14 protein-coding genes are annotated in these 14,362 nt (G+C 60.6%); 9 read left to right on the top strand and 5 right to left on the bottom strand.

Annotation, left to right across the window (positions count from 1 at the left end; all coding sequences use genetic code 11):
* Position 1: 1 nt before the first annotated feature.
* The 7 genes from mltB (at position 2) to KGA81_RS02360 (ending at position 6,523) form a co-directional block, all read left to right on the top strand.
* Positions 2 to 1,012 carry a lytic murein transglycosylase B gene (mltB, locus tag KGA81_RS02390; RefSeq protein ID WP_223544412.1) on the top strand — a complete coding sequence of 337 codons (1,011 nt, stop codon included), beginning with the start codon at positions 2 to 4 and terminating at the stop codon, positions 1,010 to 1,012.
* On the top strand, positions 1,012 to 2,022 hold the full coding sequence (locus KGA81_RS02385) for a septal ring lytic transglycosylase RlpA family protein (RefSeq protein WP_223544411.1): 1,011 nt from the start codon (positions 1,012 to 1,014) through the stop codon (positions 2,020 to 2,022). Before mltB ends, KGA81_RS02385 begins: the two co-directional genes overlap by 1 nt.
* 186 nt (positions 2,023 to 2,208) lie before the next feature.
* Positions 2,209 to 3,366, top strand: a complete 1,158-nt coding sequence (locus tag KGA81_RS02380; RefSeq protein ID WP_007990613.1) for a D-alanyl-D-alanine carboxypeptidase family protein — start codon at positions 2,209 to 2,211, stop codon at positions 3,364 to 3,366.
* Between the two features lie 87 nt (positions 3,367 to 3,453).
* Positions 3,454 to 3,729, top strand: coding sequence for a DUF493 domain-containing protein (locus tag KGA81_RS02375; protein WP_223544410.1), 276 nt, complete (start codon positions 3,454 to 3,456; stop codon positions 3,727 to 3,729).
* Complete coding sequence (gene lipB / locus KGA81_RS02370) at positions 3,729 to 4,376, top strand: lipoyl(octanoyl) transferase LipB (protein WP_223544409.1); 648 nt, start codon at positions 3,729 to 3,731, stop codon at positions 4,374 to 4,376. The genes KGA81_RS02375 and lipB overlap by 1 nt, the downstream gene beginning before the upstream one ends.
* A 25-nt stretch (positions 4,377 to 4,401) precedes the next feature.
* The gene (gene lipA, locus KGA81_RS02365) at positions 4,402 to 5,400 is read left to right on the top strand and encodes a lipoyl synthase (RefSeq protein ID WP_162276382.1); all 999 of its coding nucleotides are present in this window, start codon (positions 4,402 to 4,404) and stop codon (positions 5,398 to 5,400) included.
* A 172-nt stretch (positions 5,401 to 5,572) separates the two neighbouring features.
* Positions 5,573 to 6,523: an LD-carboxypeptidase gene (locus KGA81_RS02360; RefSeq protein WP_223544408.1), complete on the top strand. Its 951-nt coding sequence runs from the start codon at positions 5,573 to 5,575 to the stop codon at positions 6,521 to 6,523.
* A gap of 150 nt (positions 6,524 to 6,673) precedes the next feature.
* Here KGA81_RS02360 and KGA81_RS02355 read toward each other — a convergent pair whose 3' ends face one another.
* The 5 genes from KGA81_RS02355 to leuS all read right to left on the bottom strand — a co-directional run bounded on the left by KGA81_RS02355 (position 6,674) and on the right by leuS (position 12,786).
* A complete protein-coding gene (locus KGA81_RS02355) occupies positions 6,674 to 7,996 on the bottom strand; it encodes a lytic murein transglycosylase (RefSeq protein ID WP_223544407.1) in 1,323 nt (440 codons plus the stop codon).
* A 62-nt stretch (positions 7,997 to 8,058) separates the two neighbouring features.
* Positions 8,059 to 8,223, bottom strand: a complete 165-nt coding sequence (gene arfA, locus KGA81_RS02350; RefSeq protein ID WP_223544406.1) for an alternative ribosome rescue factor ArfA — start codon at positions 8,221 to 8,223, stop codon at positions 8,059 to 8,061.
* A gap of 186 nt (positions 8,224 to 8,409) precedes the next feature.
* Complete coding sequence (gene holA, locus KGA81_RS02345; protein WP_223544405.1) at positions 8,410 to 9,447, bottom strand: DNA polymerase III subunit delta; 1,038 nt, start codon at positions 9,445 to 9,447, stop codon at positions 8,410 to 8,412.
* Positions 9,448 to 9,486: 39 nt separating this feature from the next.
* Positions 9,487 to 10,092: an LPS assembly lipoprotein LptE gene (gene lptE / locus KGA81_RS02340; RefSeq protein WP_223544404.1), complete on the bottom strand. Its 606-nt coding sequence runs from the start codon at positions 10,090 to 10,092 to the stop codon at positions 9,487 to 9,489.
* Positions 10,093 to 10,179: 87 nt separating this feature from the next.
* Positions 10,180 to 12,786 carry a leucine--tRNA ligase gene (leuS, locus tag KGA81_RS02335; protein ID WP_223544403.1) on the bottom strand — a complete coding sequence of 869 codons (2,607 nt, stop codon included), beginning with the start codon at positions 12,784 to 12,786 and terminating at the stop codon, positions 10,180 to 10,182.
* A gap of 281 nt (positions 12,787 to 13,067) precedes the next feature.
* On the opposite strand from leuS, the gene KGA81_RS02330 reads away from it, so the two are divergent.
* Together KGA81_RS02330 and KGA81_RS02325 are read left to right on the top strand one after the other, a co-directional pair.
* The gene (locus KGA81_RS02330) at positions 13,068 to 13,388 is read left to right on the top strand and encodes a hypothetical protein (RefSeq protein ID WP_223544402.1); all 321 of its coding nucleotides are present in this window, start codon (positions 13,068 to 13,070) and stop codon (positions 13,386 to 13,388) included.
* A gap of 104 nt (positions 13,389 to 13,492) precedes the next feature.
* On the top strand, positions 13,493 to 14,254 hold the full coding sequence (locus tag KGA81_RS02325) for a YdcF family protein (protein WP_223544401.1): 762 nt from the start codon (positions 13,493 to 13,495) through the stop codon (positions 14,252 to 14,254).
* Positions 14,255 to 14,362: the final 108 nt, after the last annotated feature.

Raw genomic sequence — 14,362 nt, 5'->3', positions numbered from 1 at the left:
AATGCAAGTAATGCGTGGCTGGGTGACTCGGTATGCGCCATGGGTCGGCCTGGTAAGCATCCTTGGCACCGTGCATGAAGCGTTGGCCGGCGACTACGAAGGCTCACCCCAGGTGGCCGAATTCGTCGGTGAAATGACCCGCGACTATGGTTTCGCCGGTGAACAATTGATGGGCGTGTTCCGCGAAGCCGAGCGCAAGCAGTCGATTCTGGACGCCATCTCGAAACCCGCCGAACGGGTCAAGCAGTGGAGCGAATATCGCCCGATGTTCATCACCGATGCGCGCATAGCCCGGGGTGTGGATTTCTGGCGTCAGCACGAAGCGGTGTTGGCCCGTGCCGAGCAGGAATACGGCGTTCCGGCCCAGGTGATAGTCTCGATCATCGGCGTTGAAACCTTTTTCGGCCGTAATACCGGAAATTTCCGGGTGATCGATGCCTTGTCGACCCTGGGTTTCGACTATCCTCCCCGTGCCGAGTTTTTCCGCAAGGAGTTGCGTGAGTTCCTGCTGCTGGCCCGCGAAGAGCAGGTCGATCCGTTGACGCTCAAAGGCTCTTACGCCGGCGCAATGGGGTTGCCGCAATTCATGCCGAGCAGTTTCCGCGCCTATGCGGTGGATTTCGACGGTGATGGCCATATCAACATCTGGACCAACCCCGACGATGCCATTGGTAGTGTCGCCAGTTACTTCAAGCGTCATGGCTGGGGCGCCGGCGAACCGGTGGTCAGCCGTGCCGATGTCCGTGGCGATCAGGTCGACGAGGGTTTGACCGCAGGAATCGAACCGACGAAAACCGTCGGGGAGTTGCGAGCCTTGGGGTGGTCAAGTCATGATGCGCTGCGCGATGATATGCCGGTTACCGCTTTCCGCCTGGAAGGCGACAATGGCTCCGAGTACTGGATGGGCCTGAAGAATTTTTACGCGATCACGCGTTATAACCGCAGCGTGATGTACGCCATGGCCGTACATCAACTGTCTGAACAGCTGGTCCAAGCACGGGGCGTCAAGTAATGCGGGCATTGCCTATCAATAAACCCCTGAAGTTGATGGCGTTCGCCGCGTTGGCTGTGCTGGTCGCCAGCTGTTCGACCAGCCGCGCGCCGGCTCAGAAGTCCACCGCCGCCGTGCGCTCGACGCCGGGGCTGGACATCAACCGTGCCCACAAGGATGGCGCGCCATGGTGGGATGTCGATGTTTCGCGCATCCCGGACGCCACGCCGACCCTGCATACCGGCCCGTACAAGGCCAGCCCGTACTCAGTACTGGGCAAAACCTATTTTCCGTTGCAAGAATCCAAGACGTACGTGCAGTCGGGTACGGCGTCCTGGTATGGCACCAAGTTCCATGGTCAGAACACCGCCAACGGCGAAGTCTATGATCTGTATGGCATGAGTGCCGCACACAAGACATTGCCACTGCCGAGTTACGTTCGGGTGACCAACCTGGACAACAACAAGAGCGTGATCCTGCGCGTCAACGATCGTGGGCCGTTCTACTCGGACCGGATCATCGACCTGTCATATGCGGCCGCCAAGAAACTCGGTTATGCCGAGACCGGTACCGCGCGGGTCAAGGTCGAGGGCATCGATCCACAACAGTGGTGGGCCGCCAAGGGCCGTCCGGCGCCTTTAATGCTCAACGAGCCGCAAGTCGCGCAGAATAGCGCCCCGGTGATCACCGCGTCGGCAGGCACCGTCGAGCAATGGACGCCGCCGCCGCAGCAACACGCCGCAGCCGTTGTGCCCGTACAACTTGCTGACGCAAAAAAAAACGCTTCTGCACCAGCCTCTGGCCAGTATCTGCAGGTGGGCGCGTTCGCCAACCCGGACGCTGCAGAACTCCTGAGATCGAAGCTCAGCTCGATGGTGAGCGCTCCGGTGTTCATCAGCTCGATCGTGCGCAATCAGCAGACCCTGCATCGGGTTCGCCTGGGCCCGATCGGATCGCCGGGTGAAATCCAGCAGGTGCAGAACAGTGTGCGCCTGGCCAATCTCGGTTCGCCAAGTGTTGTGACTGAGTAAAACGTAGAACTTGATTGACGGTTCATCTGCAGTTTTGGGGGATGAACCGGGTTGTTGGCTCGTCGAAGAACAAAAGCCCGGCAAAGGGTGGCTGGAGTGAGCAACTGAACACGCGATGACTCGTTAGAAAGTCATCTGATTAAATTTTGCCTTCGGGCAGTTTCCATTAGCGATTTCGAGAGACGGATGAACATCACCACCTTTGCCAAACGCCTGTTCCTGTTAGTCCCGCTGCTCCTCTCACCTGCCGCGTTCGCGGTCGAGATGATGCCGTCGCCACCGCAACTGGCTGCCAAGGCCTACGTGCTCATGGATGCCAGCAGCGGCAACGTGCTGGTCGAGAACAATGGTGACCAGCGTCTGCCGCCGGCCAGCCTGACCAAGCTGATGACCGCGTACATCGCGACTCTGGAAATCCGTCGCGGCCAGATCGGCGAAAACGATCCGGTGACCGTCAGCGAGAACGCCTGGCGCACCGGCGGTTCGCGGATGTTCATCAAGGTAGGCTCGCAGGTCACCGTCAGCGACCTGCTGCACGGCATCATCATCCAGTCCGGCAACGACGCCAGCGTCGCGCTGTCCGAGCACATCGCCGGCAGCGAAGACGCCTTCGCCGACCTGATGAACAAGACCGTCGCCGACTTGGGCATGACCAACACCCACTTCATGAACCCGACCGGCCTGCCGAACCCTGAGCACTATTCGTCGGCTCACGACATGGCTGTGCTGGCCCGCGCGATCATCCACGAAGACCCGGCTCACTACGCGATCTACTCGCAGAAAGAGTTCTTCTGGAACGGCATCAAGCAACCGAACCGTAACCTGCTGCTGTGGCGCGACAAGACCGTCGACGGCCTGAAAACCGGCCACACCGACGAAGCCGGCTACTGCATGGTGTCTTCGGCTGTACGTGATGGCATGCGCCTGATCGCCGTGGTGTTCGGCACCAACAGCGAAGTGGCTCGTGCCGCTGAAACCCAGAAGCTGCTGACTTACGGTTTCCGCTTCTTCGAAACCCAGACCTTCTATCAGAAGGGCGCTGAACTGGCCCAGGCGCCGGTCTGGAAGGGTTCCACGAACCAGGTCAAGGCTGGCCTGGCTGAAGACCTGACCATGACTCTGCCCAAAGGCCAGCTGAAAAAGCTCGCTGCCAGCATGACCATGAACCCGCAACTGGTCGCACCAATCGCCAAGGGCGACGTGATCGGTAAAGTCGAAGTGAAGCTGGACGACAAGGTGGTGCACAGCGCTGATCTGATCGCTCTGGACGCTGTCGAGGAAGGTGGTATCTTCCGCCGCATGTGGGATAGCATCCGTCTATTCTTCTACGGCTTGTTCAACTGAATTTAGTGTGCACCTGCATGGCTCCGCGCTGAACTGGCACGCAGCCATGCCCGTCGCCACGGCTTACGCTTACGAGGCCGTTACGCCATGACCGATACCGAAGTAAAGGCGCCAAAGATCGAATTCCCTGCCAATGATTATCCGGTTAAGGTGATCAGCGACACGGGCGTGGGCAACAAGGACAGGATCATCGATATCGTCAAGAAGCATGCGACGATCAACGATGAGCGTGTTGATGAGCGCCAGAGCAGCAACGGCAAATACACCACCATCCAGTTGCACATCGTCGCGACCGACCAGGACCAGCTGTACAACATCAACAGCGAACTGCGGGCCACCGGTTTCGTGCACATGGTGTTGTGATGTCTGGCACGTTGGGCTTTCGCGAGCTCGGTCAGATGGCTTACGAGCCGGTCTGGCATGCCATGCAACGCTTCACCAACGAACGCGGTAGCGATGCCGCCGACGAGATCTGGCTGGTAGAGCATCCACCGGTGTTCACCCAGGGCCAGGCTGGCAAGGCTGAACATCTGCTGCTTCCCGGTGATATTCCGGTGGTGCAGGTCGACCGTGGTGGTCAGGTGACTTACCACGGACCTGGCCAACTGGTGGCTTATCTGCTGCTGGATGTGCGCAAGCTGGGCTTTGGCGTGCGCGATCTGGTCACCCGGATGGAGCATTGCCTGATCGAGCTGCTGGCCAGTTACGGCGTCACCGCCGTGGCCAAGCCCGATGCACCGGGTGTCTACGTCGACGGGGCGAAAATCGCCTCGCTGGGTCTGCGGATCCGCCATGGCTGCTCCTTTCATGGCCTGGCCCTGAACGTGGACATGAACCTGGAACCGTTTCGACGGATTAATCCCTGCGGCTACGCCGGGCTGGCGATGACCCAGCTGAGCGATCACGCAGGATCGATTGAATTTGCCGAGGTAAGTGCCCGGCTGCGCGCGCAGCTCGTCAAACACCTCGACTATGCTGAGCAGACGACCCTGACGGGCGGAATCGACTGATATGACTACTGATGCAGTGCAAACCATGATCCCGACGCTCGATGTCACCGAGCGCCCGGCCCCGCGTCCCAAGGTAGAAGCCGGCGTCAAGCTGCGCGGCGCCGAAAAGGTTGCACGCATCCCGGTGAAGATCATTCCGACTACGGAATTGCCGAAAAAGCCGGACTGGATTCGTGTCCGCATCCCGGTTTCGCCGGAAGTCGACCGCATCAAGGCCCTGCTGCGCAAACACAAGCTGCACAGCGTGTGCGAAGAGGCGTCCTGCCCGAACCTGGGCGAGTGCTTCTCCGGCGGCACTGCGACCTTCATGATCATGGGTGACATCTGCACCCGTCGTTGCCCGTTCTGCGACGTGGGCCACGGGCGTCCGAAGCCGCTGGACGTCAATGAGCCGGAAAGCCTGGCCATCGCCATCGCCGACCTGAAACTCAAGTACGTGGTGATCACCTCGGTGGACCGCGATGACCTGCGTGACGGCGGTGCCCAGCACTTTGCCGACTGCATCCGCGAAATCCGCAAACTGTCGCCGAATGTGCAGCTCGAGACCCTGGTCCCGGACTACCGTGGCCGCATGGACATCGCCCTGGAAATCACCGCTGCCGAGCCACCGGATGTGTTCAACCACAACCTGGAAACCGTGCCGCGCCTGTACAAGGCTGCGCGTCCGGGCTCGGACTATCAGTGGTCGCTGACCCTGCTGCAACGTTTCAAGCAGATGATGCCGCACATTCCGACCAAGTCCGGTTTGATGCTGGGCCTGGGCGAGACCGACGAAGAAGTCATCGAAGTCATGAAGCGCATGCGCGAACACGACATCGACATGCTGACCCTCGGCCAGTACCTGCAACCGTCCCGCAGCCACTTGCCGGTGCAGCGCTTCGTGCACCCGGACACCTTCGCCTGGTTCGCCGAGGAAGGTTACAAGATGGGCTTCAAGAACGTGGCGTCCGGTCCGTTGGTACGCTCTTCGTATCACGCTGACGAGCAGGCCAAGCTGGTCAAGGCCGAGCTGATGTCGTCCTGATTCTGCGCTGTGAAAAGTGCCCGCAAGGTTTAATCGGCCTTGCGGGCTTTTTTTGTCTGTCTGACAGTGATTTCGGCCCTTTCCTGCGAACGACGGGACGATTGATCCCCTTCTGTTTGTCGCCGTTCCTGACTAATGTGTGTTTGACGCTTCTATGCCGGGAGATCCATGGATGACCGCAAGACCTGACCCCACGCTCATGCCTCACACGCCTGTACCGGCGTTGCCGATGCAAGGGTTGATCGCCGTGATCGCGCCTGCCGGCCCCGCAGCGCTGGATACCGACAAGGCCATCGCCTGGATGCGCGCGCGTGGTTACTCGCTGCGGATATTTCCGGGGGTGTTCGAGAAGGATGGCTACCTCGCCGGCAGCGACGATGTACGACTCAATGACCTGCACGCCGCGTTCACCGACCCGCAGGTCGATGCCATCATTTGCCTGCGCGGTGGATACGGCACGCCTCGGTTGCTTGATCGCATCGATTTCCAGTTGCTGCGCCACCACGCCAAGCCATTCATCGGCTACAGCGACATCACCGCGCTGCATTTGGCGATCAGCCGTCATGCGGGTTTTGTGACCTTCCATGGCCCGCTGCTCAACGCCGATCTGCTGGGTGAGCGGCTGCCACCTACCGAATCCTCTTTTTTCAATATGCTCAGTGGGCAATGCAGGGCCGGTAGCGTGCTCAAGCATCCGATTGGCCGCCCATTGACGACGATCGTACCGGGTGTCGCCCATGGGCGCCTGCTCGGTGGCAACCTGTCGATGATTGCCGCGACGATGGGCACGCCCTACCAGATCGATGCCGAGGGCGTCATTCTGTTCATCGAAGATATCAACGAGCCGCTGTATCGCATCGACCGGTTGCTGACACATCTGCGTCTTGCGGGGACCCTGCACAAGCTGCGAGGGGTGCTGGTGGGGGACATCGCGGGAGTCGAGGTGGTCGCGCTGGAGCGCTTGCTCAAGCAGACGTTCGAGCCATTGCTGATACCGGTGCTGTCCGGCTGGCGCAGCGGGCATTGCAACCCGAACCTGACGTTGCCGATGGGTGCGTTAGTGCGGCTGGATGCCGGGAGCAAGGAGTTGGTGTTGGAACAGGATGTAGTGGTCAGGCGCTAGATCCACTCCGCCTGACCGGCCGCCTTCGTCGGATCGCCGCCCGGGGCAAGCCCGCTCCTGCAAAGTTTGAGGTGTACGCAAATGACGTGATCACCTTTGAACCTGTGGGAGCGAGCTTGCTCGCGATGGCGGTATTCGCCATACGACAATCTATCGGTTACGCAACCCTTCCAGCAACTTGTGCGTCGGATACCCGTCCGCCGGCCAGCCAAACGACTGTTGGGCGCTACGGATCGCCTTGCGCGTGTTGGCGCCAATGATCCCGTCGGCGGTGCCGGCATCGTAGTTTTGTGTGCTCAGCAGGTTTTGCAGCTCGATCCGCTCGGTGCGGCTCAGTGGCAGGTCATCCTTTGGCCACGTGCCGCTGATCAGTCCCGCGCCATTGAAGCGTTCGGACAACAGGCTCACCCCCAGGGCGTAGGATGACGAGTTGTTGTACTTGAGGATCGCCCGGAAGTTATCGAGCACCAGGAACGCCGGGCCACGGTAACCGGCCGGCAGCAGCAGGGCCGCGGACAATTGCTCGGAGCCGGCCGGGACCTGGCTACCGTTGGGCAGGGTAATTCCCAGTTGCCGCCATTCGGCGACGCTCTTGCGAGTCGTGCCGTCGGCCAGCACGTAGTCGAACCCGCCTGGCAACTGCACCTCGAAGCCCCACGGCTGGCCTCTCTGCCAGCCTGAGCTTTGCAGGTAATGCGCAGTCGAGGCCAGGGCATCGGCCGAACTGCCCCAGATATCGCGGCGCCCATCACCATCGAAGTCGACGGCATGGGTGTTGTAGGTGGTCGGGATGAACTGGGTCTGGCCCATGGCACCGGCCCAGGATCCGAGCATCTTCTCGGGTTCGATATCGCCTTGCTGCAGGATTTGCAGGGCGGCAATCAATTGTGCGTGGGCGAAACCGGGGCGACGGCCTTCGTAGGCCAGGGTCGCCAGCGAGTTGATCACCGACTTGCTGCCCTGGAACTGGCCAAAGTTGCTTTCCATGCCCCACACGGCCACCAGCGCCTGACGATCAACGCCGTAACGCTGCTCGATGCTTTGCAGGATGTCAGCGTACTGGTTGACCAGCGACTGGCCTTTGCGTACCCGCAGCGGCGACAAGGCGCCATCGAGATATTCCCACACCGGTTTTGCGAATTCCGGCTGGCTGCGATCGGCACGAATCACACTGGGGTCGAAGCTGACATCGGCGAAAGCGCGATCAAACAGATCGGCGCGGATTCCGGCGGCCAAGGCATCCTTGCGGAAACCCGCCTGCCATTCGGCGAAGGTCTGGGTGGGTTGGATGTCGAGGTTGTCACCGCTGGGAACCACAGGCGGAACAATCGCCGGGGCGGTGGCGACAGGGAGGGTCTGAAGCGGCTGGGCGTCGGCTGCGGTGGGTTTTTCCGCACAGGCGACTAGCAAAACGAGGCTGGAGGCAGCGATCAATTGGCGCAAGTGCCAACGACGGGAAAGACAAAAGGGCATGCACGGGTCCAGGGAATACGGATCAGGTGCAGACCTTAACATGTTGAGCGGATGCTTGCCTTTCAGGCCGCCAGAAAGCAAGAAGCCTCCCAGCTGTCAGACTGGAAGGCTTCGCGGCGGTAACTGCCTTTGCCCTTGGCGGGGCGTTCCTGGCGGCTGCGGAACAATGGCTGGGCGATGATGGATTTGGCTTTGTTGGGGCCATGCGTTGATGGCTTTTTGCTCATGGTGATGCCTCGCAAGTGAGTGGTTTTTGCGGGGCAAATCATCGGCCGAAGTGAGGGTTCTGTCTATAGGGGCGATGGATGTGGATTTTGTAGGAAGAAAGATCAAGAGATCGTAGCCTTCGGCAGCTCCTACATAAGATCGCGTTTCAATCCGTAGGAGCTGCCGAAGGCTACGATCTCTTGATCTCACTCGGCAGGCAACGCCAATTTTTGGCCCGCCATCAACAACGTCAACCGGCTCAGACTCATCCACGGCGAACCAGCCGCCTGGCCTTTGATCTGCGCGTCGATACGCTGGGCTTCGAGCAAAAGTTGCGCCCAGCGTTGTGCCGAGTAGCGTTGCAGGGCTTTGCTCATCAGCGGTTTGCGTTTGTCCCAGACTGGCGGTTTAGCCTGGCTGAAGGCCTTGTCCAGTGGTGTACCCTGGCTGTATTGCAGGGAAATATTGGCCAGCAGGCGCAACTCCCGGGCCAGGGCCCAGAGAATCACCGGCGGCTCGACGCCTTCACCGCGCAAGCCTTCGAGCATGCGCAACGCATGGGCCGCTTCACCATTGAGCACCGCATCAGTCAGGCCAAAGACGTCGAAGCGCGCACTGTCGGCCACCGCCGCCTGTACGGTTTCAACGGTGATCTGACCCCCTTCGGCCATCAGCTTGAGCTTTTCGATTTCCTGGGCGGCGGCCAGCAAATTGCCCTCGACCCGCGCCGCGATCAGCTCAACGGCGTCCTGGCTGGCGGAAAGCCCGGCCTGGGACAAACGTTGGCGGATCCAGCTTGGCAACTGGGCGACATCGACTGGCCAGATCTGCACGAACTGGGTCTGCTGTCCTTCGATCAGCGCTTTGCCCCACTTGGTTTTCTGGGCACTGCCATCGAGTTTCGGCAGGCTGATCAGCAGTACGGTGTCGTCAGCCGGACGTGAGCAGTACTCGATCAGCGCTGCGGCACCTTTGTCGCCGGGTTTGCCGGAAGGCAAGCGCAGTTCCAGCAGGCGCTTTTCGGCGAACAGCGACATGCTGGCACCGGCTTGCAGCAGCGTCCCCCAGTCGAAACTGGCGTCGGCGGCAAACACCTGGCGTTCATCGAATCCCTGCTGACGGGCGGCGGCGCGAACAGCGTCGGCCGCCTCCTGGCACAACAACGGGTCATCGCCGCTGATGATGTAGACCGGCGCAAGGGCGCCTTGCAGGTGTTTGGCGAGTTGGGCGGGGGCGAGCTTCATAAGAGAGGGCGAACGGGGTACCTGAACACCCCGTAAGTCTTACTGCTGCGGCAGTTCGACAGGCGACTGACGCGGGGTGTCCGCTTCGGCCTTCTTTGCCGATTCCAGTGCTGCGGCATCAGCCTTGGCCCTGGCTTCGGCAGTCTGCTGCAACTGATCCAGCTGGCCAGGGGTCAGTTGTTGCAGGCGCAGCATCATGCGTTGAACCAGTTCGCGGCGGGCTTCTGTCCGGGCCATTGCGGCTTCCTGGTCGGAGCCCGCCAGGTTGTTGCCGTCGTGCATGTAGATTTTCTGCACTTCAATCTTGTCGCTCACCAGTGGCAGGTCACCGCGACCACGAATGTCATAGTTCAGCACGGTGGTCACCTGGTATTCGCCAGCACGACCGGCACCGGCGTAGCTGAGGATGCGTTGGCTTTCCTGCTCATCGGTCAGCACCAGTTTGTAAGGTGCGCCGTTATAGACCTTGACGCCGCTGCCTTCCAGTACCTGACGCAACTGGGTCACGGTTGGGCCGTAGGCGTTACGGGCGCTCAGGTCGAGTTCCTTGATCGCCAGTTCGTCGGTGCCGGTGCCGCGCAGCTGGAAACCGCAGGCGCTCAGCAAAACCGCGAGGCCCATCACCAGCAGATTGCGTTTGATCATCTTGTTGCTCCCCTTGAAACCATGTGGACCGATCAAGCGGCCCGAAAGGTTTTACTCGGCGCCAGGCTCACCTGGCGCCCGATCCAATTAACTGGCGACGATATTGACCAGTTTCCCGGGCACTACGATCACTTTACGGATGGTCAGACCGTCGACGAAGCGCAGGACGTTGTCGTTGGCGCGGGCGGCGGCTTCGACTTCTTCGCGGCTGGCACTGGCGGGCATTTCGATCTGGCCACGCAGCTTGCCGTTGACCTGGATGACGAGCGTCAGGCTGTCCTGCACCAGTGCGCTGTCGTCCTGCACTGGCCAACTGGCGTCGATCACAGGATCAGCGTGACCCAGTTGATTCCACAGTTCGTGGCTGATGTGCGGCGTGATCGGAGCCAGCAGCAGAGTCACGGTTTCCAGGCCCTCGTGAATCAGTGCGCGATCCTGCTCGGTGCCTTGCGCGGCTTTTTCCAGCACGTTCATCAGCGTCATCACCTGGGCGATGGCGGTGTTGAATTTGTGGTTCTGGCCGACGTCCTGACTGGCCTGCTTGATGGCCAGGTGGATCGAGCGACGAACGGCTTTCTGCTCGTCATTCAGGCTGGCGACGTCCAGTTTGCCCGGCAGGCCCTGGGTGACGTGCGCTTGAGCCAGACGCCAGACACGCTTGAGGAAACGGTGCGAGCCTTCCACGCCGGAGTCAGACCATTCCGCGCTCATGTCAGGTGGCGAGGCGAACATCATGAACAGGCGGCAGGTGTCTGCACCGAACTGGTCGATCATCGACTGTGGGTCGACACCGTTGTTCTTCGATTTGGCCATCTTCTCGGTGCCGCCGATTTCCACCGGCAAGCCGTCAGCTTTCAATTTGGCGCTGATAACCTTGGCCTTGCTGTCACGCTCAAGCTCGACGTCCGCCGGGTTGAACCAGGTGTAAGCGCCATTGGCTTCGCGACGATAGTAAGTCTCGGCGATCACCATGCCCTGGGTCAGCAGGTTCTTGAACGGCTCGTTGGAGCTCACCAGGCCTTCGTCACGCATCAATTTGTGGAAGAAGCGCGCGTAGAGCAGGTGCAGGATCGCGTGTTCGATACCGCCAATGTACTGATCCACCGGCAGCCAGTGGTCGGCTGCGGATTTTTCCACGAGGCCACCTTCAAAGTGCGGCGAGGCGTAGCGGGCGTAGTACCACGACGACTCGACGAAGGTGTCCATGGTGTCGGTTTCACGCTTGGCAGGCTGGCCACATTTGGGGCAACTGCACTCGTAGAACTCAGGCATGCGCGCCAGTGGCGAGCCAGCACCGTCCGGCACCACGTCTTCCGGCAGTACGACCGGCAATTGATCTTCCGGTACCGGCACATCACCGCAGGTGTTGCAGTGGATGATCGGGATCGGGCAGCCCCAGTAGCGTTGACGGCTGATGCCCCAGTCGCGCAGGCGGAACTGGGTGCGCGAGGCGCCCAGTTCTTTCTTGATCAGCGCCACTTCGATGGCGTCGAAGGCACCCGCGAAGTCGAGGCCGTCGAACTCGCCGGAATTGATCAGCGTGCCGTACTCGCCGTAGGCGTCTTGCCATGGCGCCGGGTTGCTGTCACCGGAACTGGTGCGCACGACCGATTTGACCGGCAGGTTGTACTTGTGGGCGAACTCGAAATCGCGCTCGTCGTGAGCCGGGACTGCCATCACCGCGCCATCGCCGTAGTGCATCAGCACATAGTTGGCGACCCAGACCGGCAGTTTTTCACCGGTCAGCGGGTGCTCGACGAACAGGCCGGTCGGCAGGCCTTTTTTCTCCTGGGTGGCGACGTCGGCTTCAGCCACGCTGCCGCCCTTGCATTCAGCAATGAACGCTTGCAGCTCAGGATTGTTCTGTGCGGCGAGGGTGGCCAGGTGGTGTTCGGCGGCCACAGCGACGTAGGTCGCGCCCATGAGAGTATCCGGACGGGTGGTGAAGACTTTCAGCACGCCCACTTCGCCGATGGAGTCGACGTTGTACGGGAACTGTACTTCCATGCCGCGGGATTTGCCGATCCAGTTGCGCTGCATGGTCTTGACCTGTTCAGGCCAGCCCGGCAGGTCGTCGAGGCTCTCCAGCAGCTCATCCGCGTAGGCGGTGATCTTGAAGTAGTACATCGGGATTTCGCGCTTTTCGATCAGCGCGCCGGAACGCCAGCCGCGACCGTCGATCACTTGCTCGTTGGCCAGGACGGTCTGGTCGATCGGGTCCCAGTTCACGGTGCCGCTTTTTTTGTAAATCACGCCTTTTTCGAACAGGCGGGTGAACAGCCATTGTTCCCAGCGGTAGTAATCGGGCTTGCAGGTGGTCACTTCGCGCGACCAGTCCACCGCCAGGCCCAGGCTGCGCAGCTGGGTCTTCATGTAGGCGATGTTTTCGTAGGTCCACTTGGCGGGCGCTACGTTGTTCTTCATCGCGGCGTTTTCCGCCGGCATGCCGAAGGCGTCCCAACCCATGGGTTGCAGAACGTTCTTGCCTTGCATGCGCTGGTAGCGGGAGATCACGTCGCCGATGGTGTAGTTGCGCACGTGCCCCATGTGTAGCTTGCCGCTGGGGTAAGGGAACATCGACAGGCAGTAGTACGTCTCCTTGCCTGGCTGTTCACTGACTTCAAAGGACTTTTGCTCGTCCCAGAACGACTGGGCGGCGGCTTCGATTTCACGGGGCTGATATTGTTCGTGCATGGCTACTTTTGAACTGAATAGGGGTGGCCTAATCCTCTTCAATGCAACGCTGGACGCTGATCTCGCCACATTGGCGTTTTCGAGGCCCAGCCGAGCTGGAAGTGGAGTTACAGGAAGCGCCGTAGCATACATGACCGTGCTCTACCGAGGGAAACCCTGATTGCTGCCGCACGTCCTGCAAAAACCGCTGCGAGGGCCGTTGGTCGCGGCGTTCAGCCGGTTTGTTCATGGAAGCTAAGCTCTAACTGGGGAGTAGGTCTTATCTTCCAATGAGGTGAGGGATGGTTGAGTCTCAGCAAAAAGCTACAAAACCGGAGCTGTACGAAAGGCTGATCGATCGTTTGGCCTTGGCCCTGGATGCGGCAAGGACCGCTGGCCGGTTGCGCGACGAACACCCTCTGGAACTGGAACTGCGTGGTTTGAGCTCCGCAGAGTTTGCACTGGTCAAGGCGTATCTGGATCGCAGTGAGCGTGAAACGCACGGATGCTTGTCAGAGGCGGTAAAGCAACTCGAGGTACCGCGTTCGGCCAAGATTATCTGGCTCAAGGACAAGGTTCCCGGCAGAGACGCGGTAAAGGTCCGGTCTTTCCAGTTCAAATAGGGCACAGAACCTTGCTCCACGCATTTTTGAAATATAGTCCTTACGTAATGATTGTCGCATTACGCCAACCCACTTAGGCTTCGGGCATCTCCGGGAGATGCTCAATGCCTTTTCGTTATTTCGTAAAACAACTTCTTTTGCCACCCGGCATTCTATTGCTGCTGCTTTTGCTTGCCTGGTGGTTGCGCCGGTCCAGGCCAAGGCTTGCCGGTGTGTGCTTTGCGCTGGGTCTGGGGGGCTTTTGGCTGATGAGCCTGCCGGTGGTGGTGCAGTGGAGTGCCGGCCTGCTCGAGCGGGAACCACCGCTGGCCCGCGATGAATGGGCAGGTCTGGGGCAACGCGCGGATGCGATCGTGGTCCTCGGCTCGGGGCGCGAACGCGGTGACGTGGCCTGGGGCGCCGACCAGCCCACGGGTGTCGGCCTGGAGCGCCAGCGCTTTGCCGCGCGGCTGGCCAAGGCTTCCGGCTTGCCGGTACTGACCAGCGGCGGCTTGCATTACGGCACGCCGCCAAGCGAGGCGCAGATGATGGCTGACTCCTTGCGCGACGATTTTGGCGTGAACGTGCGTTGGCAGGAAGGGCGCAGCCGCACGACCTGGGAAAATGCGCAGTTCAGCGCCGAAGTGCTGCTGCCACAGGGCGTCAAGCGTGTGGTGCTCGTTACTCATGCCGGGCATATGCCACGAGCGGTCTGGAGTTTCCGCAAGGCCGGGTTTGAGGTGGTGCCGGCGCCGGTCGGGTTTCTGAGCGGCGACAACGCGCGGCCACTGGGTGGCTGGATGCCGGAATTCAAGGCAATCTGGCAAAACGGGCAATTGATGAACGAGGCGGTGGGGCAGATCGGTTATTCGTTGTTTTACCGATAACCGAACGGTTACCCACGCCCTGTAGGAGCTGGCTTGCCAGCGAAAGCTATGGTCGCCGTGACATCGCTTTCGCTGGCAAGCCAGCTCCTACAGGTTTGATGCAGTGTC

The organism is Pseudomonas sp. A-B-19 (assembly GCF_019947515.1).
Lineage (GTDB): Bacteria > Pseudomonadota > Gammaproteobacteria > Pseudomonadales > Pseudomonadaceae > Aquipseudomonas.
This window is presented reverse-complemented; position numbering and strand designations above follow the sequence as displayed.